We start from the raw sequence: 11,756 nt of genomic DNA, 5'->3' as shown, positions 1-11,756 counted from the left end.
TGCCCGGGGCTGCGGAGGCGGCCGGGGCACGCGCCGCGCGTACACGTGGGCGAGCGTTCAGCGGCGCAGCATGCCGCCGAGGGCCTGCACCACGGGGAGTTCGTCCAGCGAGGCGCCGTCGGCCAGCGGGCCGGTCACCGTCTCGGTGCCGATGGGCTTGAAATCGGCGACCTGGGTGCCGATGCCGTTGTCCAGCGGGTCGGAGCCGGTGCCGGCCATCGGGTTGATCGGCAGGTCGGCCACCGGCCGCAGCGCGCCGCCGGCGCTGTGCTCCAGCGCGTACTGCAGCGTCTCCTGCGGCTCGTGCACCACCGAGGTGTCGAGTGCGCCGACCGGCGTCTCGACGGTGCTGGGCTCCGCTGCGTGCGCCAGCCCTCCGGCTCCGGCGAGGGCGGCTCCGGCCGCCGTCACGGTCAGCCCGACGCGCAGGACTGCCTGCGCGCGCCGCGATTCCTTCCTCCGAGCGTGCCGCGGGCGAGAAGTCACGATCCACCTGCCTGACGTACGTGTGACGAGATCAGCACACAGCGTAGTACGCAGGGGTGGGCGAACCCGCTCTTCCGCCCGGGATTCACCCGGACGGGAATCTCCGGACGCGGGGGCGTCGATGTCGCACGGATGAGCGACAATGGTGTCTCGTGACCTCCAGCGCCCGCCCCGCGAACGACGTCCCCGCCCGCGTGATTCTGCTGACCGGCCCCTCGGGGGCCGGGAAGTCACGACTCGCCGCCCGCACCGGACTCCCCGTGCTGCGCCTCGACGACTTCTACAAGGAGACCGGCGACCCTTCGCTGCCCCGGCTGCCCGACGGCGCCACCGACTGGGACGCGCCCGGCTCCTGGGACGCGGACGCCGCGTTCGCCGCGTTGACGGACCTGTGCGCGCACGGCCGTACCACCGTGCCGGTGTACGACATCGCGACGAGTTCCCGTACCGGCGCGGCGGAGTTCGCGCTGCACGGCGCCCCGTTGTTCGTCGCCGAGGGCATCTTCGCGGCGGACATCGCCGCCCGTTGCGCGGCCGCGGACGTGCTCGCGGACGCGATCTGCCTGCGCGGACGGCCCTTCACCACCTTCCGCCGCAGGCTCCTGCGCGACGTGCGGGAGGGGCGCAAGTCCGTTCCGTTCCTGGTGCGCCGGGGCTGGGCCCTGATGCGGGCCGAGGGCGCGATCGTGGCGCGGCACCGCGGACTGGGTGCCCACGCGTGCGCGCGGGACGAGGCGTTCCGCAGGATCTCCGGCCTCCGGGTGACGGAGCGCGGCTCGGTCCACGCGTAAGACGGAAGACCCCTGCGCGGGCTCGGCGTTCGCGGACGCACGAAGGCGGGTGCGGCCGGACCCCCCGTCCGGCCGCACCCGTCGTCCCCCGTTCCCCCGTGCTTCCCCCGTGTCCCCCGTTCCCCCCTCGGGGCCCGTCGCGTCAGGCGACCAGCTCTCCGAAGCATTCCTCCTGGTCCCGGCCGAGGCTCAGCGCCTCGTCGTCGCGCAGCCGGCGCAGCGAGCGCCAGATGCTGCTCTTCACCGTGCCCACGCTGATGTCCAGGATGTCGGCGATCTCGAGGTCCGTGCGGCCCTCGTAGTAGCGGAGCACCAGCATGGTGCGCTGCGTCTCGGGCAGCCGGGCGAGCGCCTGCCAGAGCACGGCGCGCAGTTCGGTGCCGCGCATCGCGTCGTGGTCGGCGGAGGGCGACTCGGGCAGCTCCTCCGTCGGGTACTCGTTGAGCTTGCGGCGACGCCAGGCGCTGATGTGCAGGTTCGTCATGGTGCGCCGCAGGTAGCCGCCGACGGCCGCCTTGTCGGTGATCCGGTCCCAGGCCCGGTAGGTCGAGAACAGCGCGCTCTGGAGCAGGTCCTCGGCCTCGAACCGGTCGCCGGTCAGGTGGTAGGCCGTGGCGTAGAGGGAGGCGCGGCGCTCGCGGACGTAGTCCGTGAACTCGACCTCCGAGGAGGCGCTGCGCGGCTCCCGCGCGGCCTCCCCGGTGCCGGCGTTCCCCCCGGTGCCCTCCACCGCTGCGATGTGCGGCGGACGGCTGTGACCGGCACGGCGAGCGCACCCCCGCCCGCTCACCGTGCCGGGCTTCTCCGCGACGCGGGCCTGCGGAACCGTCGTGGTGTGCAGACGCGTCTGGATGACTGCTGCGTTGCTCCTCGTGCTGTGCAGAGTGCTCATCTCGCGCCTCCCTCTTCCGGTGCCGGCCCGTTCGCCTGCTTGCTGGTGACTACACTGCCGCGCCAGTTTCATCAGGGGGTCCCCCGACTGTCACAGGCCTGTCACAGGGCGCCGCGGGGCCGTGACCGGGTCGTCCGATGGGATGCCGGGAGCGCCGTGCGGTCGAAGTGTGCGGGGCGCATGGGACAGAATGGCGCGTGTGGCTTTCCTGTTGCTGATCGAGGACGACGACGCGGTCCGTACGGCCCTGGAGATGAGCCTGTCGCGGCAGGGTCACCGGGTGGTGACGGCGGCGTCCGGCGAGGACGGACTGAAGATGCTGCGCGAGCAGCGTCCGGACCTGATCGTGCTGGACGTGATGCTGCCGGGCATCGACGGTTTCGAGGTGTGCCGCCGCATCCGCCGGACCGATCAGCTGCCGATCATCCTGCTGACCGCGCGCAGCGACGACATCGACGTGGTGGTGGGCCTGGAGTCGGGCGCCGACGACTACGTCGTCAAGCCGGTGCAGGGGCGGGTGCTGGACGCCCGCATCCGCGCGGTGATGCGGCGCGGCGAGCGGGAGGCCAGCGACTCGGCGACGTTCGGCTCGCTGGTGATCGACCGGGCCGCGATGACCGTCACCAAGAACGGCGAGGACCTGCAACTGACGCCCACCGAGCTGCGGTTGCTGTTGGAGCTGAGTCGCCGTCCGGGGCAGGCGCTGTCCCGGCAGCAGTTGCTGCGGCTGGTGTGGGAGCACGACTACCTGGGCGACTCGCGCCTGGTCGACGCGTGTGTGCAGCGGCTGCGCGCCAAGGTGGAGGACGTGCCGTCCTCCCCCACGCTGATCCGCACCGTGCGCGGGGTCGGGTACCGGCTGGACGCCCCGCAGTGACGGCCGCCGCCGCGCCGGTGCGGCCGGTTCCGGGGAGGGACGCGGCGTCGTGAGAGGTGCTCTGACGCGCCTTCGGGGCCGGCTGGCGGGCCTGCTGCCCACGTTGCGGCTGCGGCTGGTGGTGGTGTTCGCGCTGGTGGCGCTGGCGGCTGCGGTGTCGGCGTCCGGGATCGCGTACTGGCTCAACCGGGACGCCGTGCTGACCCGTGCGCAGGACGCGGCGCTGAAGGACTTCCGCAAGGCGATGGAGGACCACGTCGGCCAACTGCCCCGGCAGTACGACTGCGCGCAACTGCGCGACGCGGCGGGCCGGATGGCGAACAGCACCCAGGGGTACGAAGTGGTGCTGCTCGGCGAGGACCGGAACGGCAGCGCCTGCCGGGCCGCCTCGGCACCGGGCTTCTTCACGTACTCGGACGTGCCGGAGAGCCTGCGGAGCGCCGTCGACCGGCGCCGCGAGGTCGACGACGCGAACCGGTTCCCGTACCACCTGTACTGGCAGCGCGTGGTCCGCGAGGAGGACCCCTACCTGGTGGGCGGAGCGAAACTGATCGGCCGGCAACCCTCCCCCAGCGGCTACATGCTGAAGTCGCTGGCGGCCGAGCGGGACGACCTGTCGTCGCTGTCCTGGTCACTGGGCATCGCGACGGCGCTCGCCCTCATCGGCGCGATGCTGCTGGCGCAGGCGGCGGCGACGACCGTGCTGCGGCCGGTGCGGCGGCTGGGCGACGCGGCCCGGCGGCTCGGCGAGGGGAAACTCGACACCCGGCTGAAGGTCTCCGGCACGGACGAACTGGCGCAGCTGTCCCGGACGTTCAACGCCACGGCCGCCTCGCTGGAGAAGCGGGTCGCGGAGTTGAGCGCCCGTGAGGCGTCCTCGCGGAGGTTCGTCGCCGACATGTCGCACGAACTGCGGACGCCGCTCACCGCGATCTCAGCGGTGACGGAGGTGCTGGAGGAGGAGCAGGACAACCTCGATCCGATGATCGCCCCGGCCGTGGGCCTGGTGGTCAGCGAGACGCGGCGGCTGGCCGACCTGGTGGAGAACCTCATGGAGGTCACCCGCTTCGACGCCGGCACCGCACGTCTGGTGCTGGACGACGTGGACGTGGCGGACATGGTGACGGCGTGCATCGACGCCCGCGCCTGGCTGGACGCGGTGGAGCTGGACGCGGACCGCGGCATCACGGCCCGCCTCGACCCGCGGCGGCTGGACGTGATCCTGGCGAATCTGATCGGCAACGCGCTGAAGCACGGCGGCTCTCCGGTACGGGTGTCGGTGCGGGTCCGTCCGGGCGCGGCGCCGTCGGGAGACGACGCGCTGGTGATCGAGGTGACGGACCACGGACCGGGCATCCCGGAGGACGTGCTGCCGCACGTCTTCGACCGGTTCTACAAGGCGAGCGCGTCCCGGCCGCGGTCGGAGGGCAGCGGCCTCGGGCTGTCCATCGCCATGGAGAACGCGCACATCCACGGCGGCACCATCCGCGCACGGAACGGCGAGACGCCCGACGAGGGCGCGGTGTTCACCCTCCTGCTGCCGCGGGACGCGAGCGAGCTGGCCGAGCCGGAGGGGGACGCCGCGGCCGGGCGTCGGCCGCGCGGGCGGCACCCGGACCGCGGCCGCGACGGCGGACGGGACGCGGACGGTGAGCAGCACGGGGACGCGCGCTGGGACGACGACGCCGGCAGGGAGAACGAGGCATGATCCGGACCGCTCCGCCGCGTCCCGCGGCTCCGGCCGCTCCGCGGCGTTCGTACGCCGCGCTCGCCGGGGCCCTCGCGGCGCTCCCGCTGCTGGCGGTCGCCGGCTGCGGTATCCAGCCGACGTCGGTGCCGGTGGACGCGGGGGCCGCGCCCTCGCGGGTGGCCTGCGTGCTGCCCGACGACGGACCGACGACCCCCGCGCCGCGGCACACCGTGGTGCGGGTCTACCTGGTGTGCGGCTCGCGGGTCAGCCCGGTGCAGCGGTCCGTGCGACTGCCCGAGGGACGGGCGGACGTCGCCGGGGCGCTGCTGGGGACGCTGTCCGACGAGCCCGGGCCCCGGGAGCGAGCGGCCGGGTTCGCCAGCCAGGTGCCGCCCGGGCTGGAGGTGGGGCCCGGCACGCGGACCGATCCGCCGGGCACCCTGCGGCTCAGCACGGCCCCGGCCGGGCTGCCGCCTTTCGCCCTCGCGCAGATCGTGTGCACCTTCGCCGAGACGGAGGCCGGCGCGCCGCAGGAGGGCACCGTGGTCCTGGCCGGGCCGGCGGACGCCCCCGTGCCGGAGCCGCCACGGCGCATCGCCTGCACCACCGAGCTGCGCAACAGCCCCGACGCGGCGGACAGGGCCGGCACGCCGGTCGGGTCGTGAGCCGGCATGCGGTCGCAAGACGGGGACCGGTCGCGAGGCGGGGGCCGGTCGCGAGGGTACCCGGAAGCGTGGGAGCGGTGGCCGGAACCGCGGGCGAGGAAGCCCGCGTCTCCCCCGTTGTGCACGGTCATGTCCCCGGGCGCGCCACGTCGTCCCGTATCCGGGCGGCGGCCGCCCTTCTGCTCGGCGCCCACCTCCTTACGGTCGGCTGGCTCATGCTGCGCCCCCGCACCGTCCCGTGGGTGCCGCCGTCGAACCTCCAGCCCTTCGTGACCATCCAGGCCGACCTGGCGGCCGGGCCGCAGGCGGCGCTGATCGGCATCGGCGGCGAACTGCTGCTCCTGGCCCCCGTGGGCGTGCTGCTCCCGCTCGCCGCCGGGCGGCTGTACGGGCCCCGGGTGGCGACGGCCCTGCGCACGGTGCTGATGGGGGTGTTCCTCGCGCTGGGCGTGGCCGTGCTGCGCAGCGGCGCACCGAGCCGCCCGGTGACGGTGGACGCGATGATGCTCAACGCCGCCGGCGTGGCCCTCGCGCACCTGTTGCTGTACCCCTCGCTGCGCCGGCGGCTGCTGCGCCTACCCGCGGGCCCGTTCACCCGGGACCGGGACGACCGGCCCCGGATCGGTCTCGCGGAGGAGGGTACTCGGGGACGTACCCCGAGAGGTTCCAGGGTCGGGATCGCCCCGTAGCGGGACGCTTTCCGCCCTGTTGCCCTCCTACGGTGGATCACACGGTCCGGGAACCGCCGGGACCGGTGCAACGCTTCGAGAGCACACAGATGGGAGCCGCCGTCATGGCCGCACTCGTACGCCCGCAGGACAACCGGATGATCGCCGGGGTGTGCGCGGGACTCGCCCGCCGGTTCGGCATGAAGCCGGGGACGATGCGCGTGATCTTCCTCGTCTCGTGCCTGCTTCCCGGACCGCAGTTCCTGATCTACCTGGCGCTGTGGATCTTCCTCCCCAACGCCCAGCGGCAGCCGACCTGGTGAGGACCGGGACCGGCGGGAGATCACCGCGCCGGACGGTCAGCCCAGCGGCAGACCGCCACCGCCGAGGGAGCCGCTGGTGAGCGGCAGGCCGTCCGTGGGCAGACCGCCGCCGAGGGTGTCGGTGACCGTCTCGGTGGGGCCGCTGTTGCCGGCGAGCTGACCGGCGAGGGGCAGGCCGCCGAGCATCTTCCCCGGACCGCCTTCGCCGCCCTCCGTGCCCTCGCCCCCCTCGGCCTTCGCCACGTCGGCCGGCAGGGTGGAGGCGACCACGTCGTCGGAGGCGGTGGGCATCCGGGCGACGGAGTCTCCGCCGGCCATCGCGTCCTGCACCGGCGGGGCGGACACCAGCTGGCGGCCCGTGGTCTCCACCGTCTCGCCGAGGTCGGCGGCGGAGGCGGCGCCGGCGCCGGAGGCCGCGAAGGCGGCGCCGAGCGCGGTGACGCCGAGAGCCTTGATCGTTCCGTGCTTCATGGGTGACACGTCCTGTCGTGGGGGATCTTCGGGCGGTTCCGGCGAACGTAGCCAGGCCCGTGGATCACCCGCAAACAGGTGGAGGCGGCCGGGGAGGGGCGTGTCGCCGTTCTCCCCGGCCGCGTCGCCCACGGGTCCGGATCAGCCTGCCGAGTCCGCGGAACCGCTGGTCGGAGCCGCGCCCGGAGCCGGGTCGTGGAACAGCCACTCGGACTTCAGCTTGGCGTAGCCCGGCTTGACGACCTCGTTGATCATGGCGAGACGTTCATCGAAAGGGATGAACGCGGACTTCATCGCGTTGACGGTGAACCACTGCATGTCGTCCAGCGTGTAGCGGAAGGTGTCCACCAGGTGCTGGAACTCGCCGCTCATGCTGGTGCCGCTCATCAGCCGGTTGTCGGTGTTGACCGTGGCGCGGAAGTGGAGCCTGCGCAGCAGCCCGATGGGGTGCTCCGCGTACGAGGCGGCCGCCCCGGTCTGGAGGTTCGACGACGGGCACAGCTCCAGCGGCACCCGCTTGTCGCGCACGTACGACGCCAGCCGGCCCAGCTTGACCTGCCCGTCGTCGGCGACCTGGATGTCGTCGATGATGCGGACGCCGTGTCCGAGCCGGTCGGCGCCGCACCACTGGAGCGCCTGCCAGATCGACGGGAGGCCGAACGCCTCACCGGCGTGGATGGTGAAGTGGTTGTTCTCCCGCTTGAGGTACTCGAACGCGTCGAGGTGGCGGGTGGGCGGGTGGCCGGCCTCGGCGCCCGCGATGTCGAAGCCGACGACGCCGAGGTCGCGGTAACGATTCGCCAGCTCGGCGATCTCCAGCGCCCGGGCCGCGTGCCGCATCGCGGTGAGCAGCGCGCCGACGCGGATGCGGCGGCCCGCCTCGCGCGCCCGGCGCTCGCCCTCGCGGAAGCCCTCGTTGACCGCCTCCACGACCTGCTCCAGGGTGAGGCCCGCCTCCAGGTGCTGCTCGGGGGCGTAGCGCACCTCGGCGTAGACCACGCCGTCGGCGGCGAGGTCCTCGGCGCACTCGGCGGCGACCCGCACCAGCGCGTCGCGCGTCTGCATCACGGCGCAGGTGTGCGAGAACGTCTCCAGGTACCGCTCCAGGGAGCCGGAGTCCGCGGACTCCCGGAACCAGGAGTCGAGCCGCTCGGCGTCCTCGGACTCCGGCAGCCCCTCGTAGCCCACCTCGCGGGCCAGTTCGATGATGGTGGCCGGGCGCAGCCCGCCGTCGAGGTGGTCGTGCAGCAGCACCTTCGGGGCGCGACGAATCTGCTCCGGTGTCGGAATGGTGAGGGGTGTCTCGCTCGTCATTTTCGTACTGTAGCGCCTACGCGCGTAGACCGCCATGGTCGCCCGCGCGAGCCCCCGGCGGGTCGTGAAGGTGCTGTACGGGGCGTCCCGCAGCGGCGCGGGGTCTGCCATCGTGGCGCCCATGACTCAGCAGGCGTTGCCGGACCGAGTGCCGGTCAGGGAAGCGAGGTTGGGCAGACCCCGGGGCGGCGACCGTGCTGTGTGCGGCGTGGTCCTGCTGCTGCCGGGCGGCACCGCGCACAGCGTGCGGCGGCCCTCGGCGCGCGCCACCGCGGCGATGCTGCCGCTGGCCCGGAGGTTCGCCCGCACCGGACGGGAGGCGGACCTCGCGGTGCACGTCGTGCGCTACCGGTACCGGGGCTGGAACGGCGCCGAGGCGCACACGGCGGGCGACGCGGAGTGGGCGGTCGACGAGGTGGTGCGCCGCTACGGCGACGTGCCGGTGTGCCTGGCCGGCACCGACGTCGGCGCGCGGGCGGCGCTACGCGCCGCCGGGCATCCGGCAGTCGCCTCCGTCCTCGCCCTGGCGCCCTGGCTGCCCGACGGCCGGGAGGAGGAACCGGTGAGGCAACTCGCGGGCCGCAGCGTGCTGATGGTGCACGGCACCGACGACGCGCACAGCCACCCGGAGACGTCGTTCCGGCTGGCGGCGCGGGCGAAGAAGGTGAACGCGGACGTGTGCCGGTTCGAGGTGCACACCGACGGGCACGCGCTGTTCCAGCACCGGCAGGAAGTCGCGGCGCTGGCCGAGGACTTCGTCCTGGGCACCTTGTGCGAACGGGACTTCTGCCGGCCGCTCACGGACGCGATGGCGGCTCCTCCGCCGCTGGGCCTGCGGATGCCGCTGGCCACGGGCTTCGGCCGTTCGCTGCGCCGCTAGGCCCCGCCCCGGCGGATCGCCCGGGCCCCGCCGCGCACGCCACGGCGCCCCTCCCCCTCAGCCCGTCGGGCCGGGGTACCTCCCTGCCGGAGGGGTGGCCGCGGTTGTCGCGTCGCCGGGGCGAACGGGTACGAGGGGCGTGCGTCGGCCTCGCGATGCGCCCCACGGCCCCGGCGGGCCTGGAGGTCCCCATGACTCCGACGCTGCGGGGCGGTCCGGCGTGGTCCGGGGAGCCCTGCGCCGGCGGCGTGTTCCCGCAGAAGTCCCCGCGCCTTCGGCGACGGCGAGGCGGACGGGTGCGGACAAGCGGGCCGGGCGTCAGCCCAGCAGCGTGCCGCGGCGAGCGAGGAGGAAGCGGCGGAACGCCGCGACCGGCGGGGGCTCGGGGTCACGGCCGTCGATCCACGCGAGCCCGATCTCCCGCACCGCCCGCGGCGCGGTCACCGTCAGTTCCCGCACCCCCGGCCGGGGTACCGCCGGCGGGGGCAGCAGGGCGACGCCCAGCCCCGCGGCCACGAGCCCGCGGATGGTCTCCGCCTCCTCGCCCTCGAAGGCGATGCGCGGCTGGAAGCCGGCCTGCGCGCACAGCGCCTCCAGGATGCGCCGCATCCCGTAGCCCGGTTCCAGGGTGACGAACGGCTCCTCGGCGGCCTCCGCGAGCCGGACGCGTTTGCGGGCGGCGAGCCGGTGGTCGTCGGGCACGACGAGCCGGAGCCGCTGTTCGTCCAGCCGTCGCGCCACCAGCCCGCGCGCGGCGAGTTCGGCGGTGTCCGGGATGGGCGAGGTGAGGCACAGGTCCAGGCCCCCGGCGGCGAGCCGTTCCAGCATGGCCTCGCCGTAGTTCTGCACCAGCGCGAAGCGCACCCCGGGGTGCTCGGCGCGGAAGGCACGGATCAGGCCCGGCACGGTCTCCCAGCCGAGGGTGTGCAGGAAGCCGAACGCGACCTTGCCCGTCGCGGGGTCGGCGTCGGAGCGCACGGACTCGGCGGCCTGCTCCACGGCGGCGAGCGCCCGTTCGGCGGCGACGCGGAAGGTGTGTCCGGCGGGGGTGAGGGAGACCGTCCGGCCGCGGCGGGCGAAGAGGGCGACGCCCAGGTCGTCCTCCAGCCGGGCCAGCGCCCGGCTGAGCGTGGACTGCGGGACGCCCAGCTGCTGCGCGGCGCGGGTGACGTGCTCGTGGCGCGCGACGGCGGCGAAGTGGGCGAGCCGGGGTGTCAGCTCCAGTCCCCAGTCGTGCCCGGTGTCCGGTGTCGGGGATGTCACGGAAATGTCTTCGTCGTTTCGGGTCGGTGACACGGGCGGCCCTCACCTCGGTTGATGCACTGGTGGAACGATTCTTGCAGTTTCGTGCATTGGACGCATGAGCGGGGGCGGTCGTACGTTCGGGGCATGCCTTCTGCTGATACCAGGGCGTCCACCGGGGGAGTGGGCGCCGTATCCCCGCGCGCCGGTGCCCGGTCCGACGACCCCGAGTCCACCAAGTACCGGCCGGGCGACCCCGGATACCGCCGGCTGAGCCTCGCGCTCTTCGCCGCCGGCCTGGTCGCCTTCGGCCTCCTCTACTCCACGCAGGCGCTGCTGCCGGCGATCTCGGCGGACCTCGGCGTCACCGCGGGCCGGGCGAGCTGGACGGTGTCCGGCGCGACGATCGGCCTGGCCGTCGCCGTGCTGCCGCTGAGCGCCCTGTCCGAACGCTTCGGGCGCCGCCGGACCATGACCGTCTCCCTGGCGGTCGCGGTGGCGCTCGCGCTGGTGATGCCGCTGGCTCCGTCACTGGACGCACTGACCGCGCTGCGCGTGGCCCAGGGCGTCGCGATCGCGGGCGTTCCCGCGTCGGCCATGGCGTTCCTCTCCGAGGAGGTGCGGGCCCGGGCGCTGGTCGGCGCGGTCGGCCTGTTCGTCGCGGGCAACAGCATCGGCGGCATGTCCGGCCGCATCCTCACCGGCTGGGTCACCCAGATGTGGGGCTGGCGCGCCGCGCTGGCCGCGCTGGCCGTGGCGACGCTGCTGTGCGCCGTGGCGTACGCCGTACTGGCCCCGAGGGCACGCCACTTCACCCCGTCGCGGGTGAGCCCGCGGGCGCTGGCGCAGACCGTGCGCACGCACCTGGCGAACCCGCTGCTGGTCCGGCTGTACGTCATCGGGCTGCTGTTCATGACGGTCTTCGGCGCGGTCTACACCGTGATCGGCTACCGCCTGGTCGGCGACCCGTTCGGGCTGTCGCAGGGGCTGGCGGGCTCGATCTTCGTCATCTACCTGGTCGGCACGGTGTCGTCCGCGACGTCGGGCCGCCTGCACGGACGTCTGGGCCGGCGCGGCGCGCTGTACGTGGCGATCGTGACGACCACGACCGGCCTGCTGCTGTCCCTCGCGGACAGCCTGCTCGCCGTCGCGGGCGGACTGGTGCTCATCACGGCGGGCTTCTTCGCGGGGCACGCCGTGGCGTCCGGCTCGGTGAGCCGTACGGCCACCGAGGGGCGGGCGCAGGCGTCGGCGCTCTACCAGATGGCGTACTACCTGGGCAGTTCCGTCGGCGGCACGGTCGGCGCGCTGGCGTACCACGGCGGGGGCTGGCCGGCGACGGTCGCGTTCTCGCTCCTCGCGCTGGTCGGCGCGGCCGGCGTCACCCTCTACGCCACGCGCCGCGCCGTCCGCGCCCGCCGCGCGGCCCCGCTCGCCGCCTGAGCGGTACGGGATGC

Annotated in this window: 13 protein-coding genes; 8 read left to right on the top strand and 5 right to left on the bottom strand. The window is 74.2% G+C overall.

Features of this window, described 5'->3' with window-relative positions; translation table 11 throughout:
* Positions 1–57 precede the first annotated feature (57 nt).
* Entirely contained in the window at positions 58–486 is a 429-nt protein-coding gene (locus RM572_RS19315) for a hypothetical protein (protein WP_311674609.1), read from the bottom strand.
* Between the two features lie 152 nt (positions 487–638).
* Here RM572_RS19315 and RM572_RS19310 point away from each other — a divergent pair, with 152 nt between their 5' ends.
* Entirely contained in the window at positions 639–1,277 is a 639-nt protein-coding gene (locus RM572_RS19310) for a uridine kinase family protein (RefSeq protein ID WP_311674608.1), read from the top strand.
* A gap of 142 nt (positions 1,278–1,419) precedes the next feature.
* Here the strand turns inward: RM572_RS19310 and RM572_RS19305 are convergent, their stop codons facing one another.
* Entirely contained in the window at positions 1,420–2,169 is a 750-nt protein-coding gene (locus RM572_RS19305) for a SigE family RNA polymerase sigma factor (RefSeq protein ID WP_311674607.1), read from the bottom strand.
* A 199-nt stretch (positions 2,170–2,368) separates the two neighbouring features.
* On the opposite strand from RM572_RS19305, the gene RM572_RS19300 reads away from it, so the two are divergent.
* The 5 genes from RM572_RS19300 to RM572_RS19280 all read left to right on the top strand — a co-directional run bounded on the left by RM572_RS19300 (position 2,369) and on the right by RM572_RS19280 (position 6,392).
* Entirely contained in the window at positions 2,369–3,046 is a 678-nt protein-coding gene (locus RM572_RS19300) for a response regulator transcription factor (RefSeq protein WP_027765104.1), read from the top strand.
* Positions 3,047–3,095: 49 nt separating this feature from the next.
* Positions 3,096–4,754, top strand: coding sequence for a HAMP domain-containing sensor histidine kinase (locus RM572_RS19295; protein WP_311674606.1), 1,659 nt, complete (start codon positions 3,096–3,098; stop codon positions 4,752–4,754).
* Positions 4,751–5,401, top strand: coding sequence for a hypothetical protein (locus tag RM572_RS19290; protein ID WP_311674604.1), 651 nt, complete (start codon positions 4,751–4,753; stop codon positions 5,399–5,401). Before RM572_RS19295 ends, RM572_RS19290 begins: the two co-directional genes overlap by 4 nt.
* A 77-nt stretch (positions 5,402–5,478) precedes the next feature.
* On the top strand, positions 5,479–6,090 hold the full coding sequence (locus RM572_RS19285; RefSeq protein WP_311674603.1) for a VanZ family protein: 612 nt from the start codon (positions 5,479–5,481) through the stop codon (positions 6,088–6,090).
* A gap of 104 nt (positions 6,091–6,194) precedes the next feature.
* The gene (locus RM572_RS19280) at positions 6,195–6,392 is read left to right on the top strand and encodes a PspC domain-containing protein (RefSeq protein ID WP_027765106.1); all 198 of its coding nucleotides are present in this window, start codon (positions 6,195–6,197) and stop codon (positions 6,390–6,392) included.
* Positions 6,393–6,428: 36 nt separating this feature from the next.
* Here the strand turns inward: RM572_RS19280 and RM572_RS19275 are convergent, their stop codons facing one another.
* Both RM572_RS19275 and RM572_RS19270 read right to left on the bottom strand, forming a co-directional pair.
* On the bottom strand, positions 6,429–6,863 hold the full coding sequence (locus tag RM572_RS19275) for a hypothetical protein (protein ID WP_027765107.1): 435 nt from the start codon (positions 6,861–6,863) through the stop codon (positions 6,429–6,431).
* Positions 6,864–7,004: 141 nt separating this feature from the next.
* Complete coding sequence (locus RM572_RS19270) at positions 7,005–8,177, bottom strand: adenosine deaminase (protein WP_027765108.1); 1,173 nt, start codon at positions 8,175–8,177, stop codon at positions 7,005–7,007.
* A 121-nt stretch (positions 8,178–8,298) separates the two neighbouring features.
* On the opposite strand from RM572_RS19270, the gene RM572_RS19265 reads away from it, so the two are divergent.
* The gene (locus tag RM572_RS19265; protein ID WP_311674602.1) at positions 8,299–9,057 is read left to right on the top strand and encodes an alpha/beta hydrolase; all 759 of its coding nucleotides are present in this window, start codon (positions 8,299–8,301) and stop codon (positions 9,055–9,057) included.
* A 318-nt stretch (positions 9,058–9,375) separates the two neighbouring features.
* On the opposite strand, the gene RM572_RS19260 is transcribed toward RM572_RS19265, so the two are convergent.
* Positions 9,376–10,320, bottom strand: coding sequence for a LysR family transcriptional regulator (locus tag RM572_RS19260; RefSeq protein WP_311674601.1), 945 nt, complete (start codon positions 10,318–10,320; stop codon positions 9,376–9,378).
* Positions 10,321–10,446: 126 nt separating this feature from the next.
* Here RM572_RS19260 and RM572_RS19255 point away from each other — a divergent pair, with 126 nt between their 5' ends.
* On the top strand, positions 10,447–11,742 hold the full coding sequence (locus RM572_RS19255) for an MFS transporter (RefSeq protein WP_311674599.1): 1,296 nt from the start codon (positions 10,447–10,449) through the stop codon (positions 11,740–11,742).
* The last annotated feature ends 14 nt before the right edge of the window (positions 11,743–11,756 follow it).

Source organism: Streptomyces hazeniae, from assembly GCF_031845485.1.
GTDB classification, from domain to species: Bacteria; Actinomycetota; Actinomycetes; order Streptomycetales; family Streptomycetaceae; genus Streptomyces; species Streptomyces hazeniae.
The sequence above is the reverse complement of the archived record's forward strand: the minus strand, read 5'-3'. Positions and strand labels throughout refer to the sequence as shown.

Coding starts and splice junctions, on each gene's coding strand:
- RM572_RS19270 (WP_027765108.1), bottom strand. CDS start 8,177: ATGACGAGCGAGACACCCCTCACCATTCCGACACCGGAGCAGATTCGT.
- RM572_RS19265 (WP_311674602.1), top strand. CDS start 8,299: ATGACTCAGCAGGCGTTGCCGGACCGAGTGCCGGTCAGGGAAGCGAGG.
- RM572_RS19280 (WP_027765106.1), top strand. CDS start 6,195: ATGGCCGCACTCGTACGCCCGCAGGACAACCGGATGATCGCCGGGGTG.
- RM572_RS19290 (WP_311674604.1), top strand. CDS start 4,751: ATGATCCGGACCGCTCCGCCGCGTCCCGCGGCTCCGGCCGCTCCGCGG.
- RM572_RS19305 (WP_311674607.1), bottom strand. CDS start 2,169: ATGAGCACTCTGCACAGCACGAGGAGCAACGCAGCAGTCATCCAGACG.
- RM572_RS19275 (WP_027765107.1), bottom strand. CDS start 6,863: ATGAAGCACGGAACGATCAAGGCTCTCGGCGTCACCGCGCTCGGCGCC.
- RM572_RS19255 (WP_311674599.1), top strand. CDS start 10,447: ATGCCTTCTGCTGATACCAGGGCGTCCACCGGGGGAGTGGGCGCCGTA.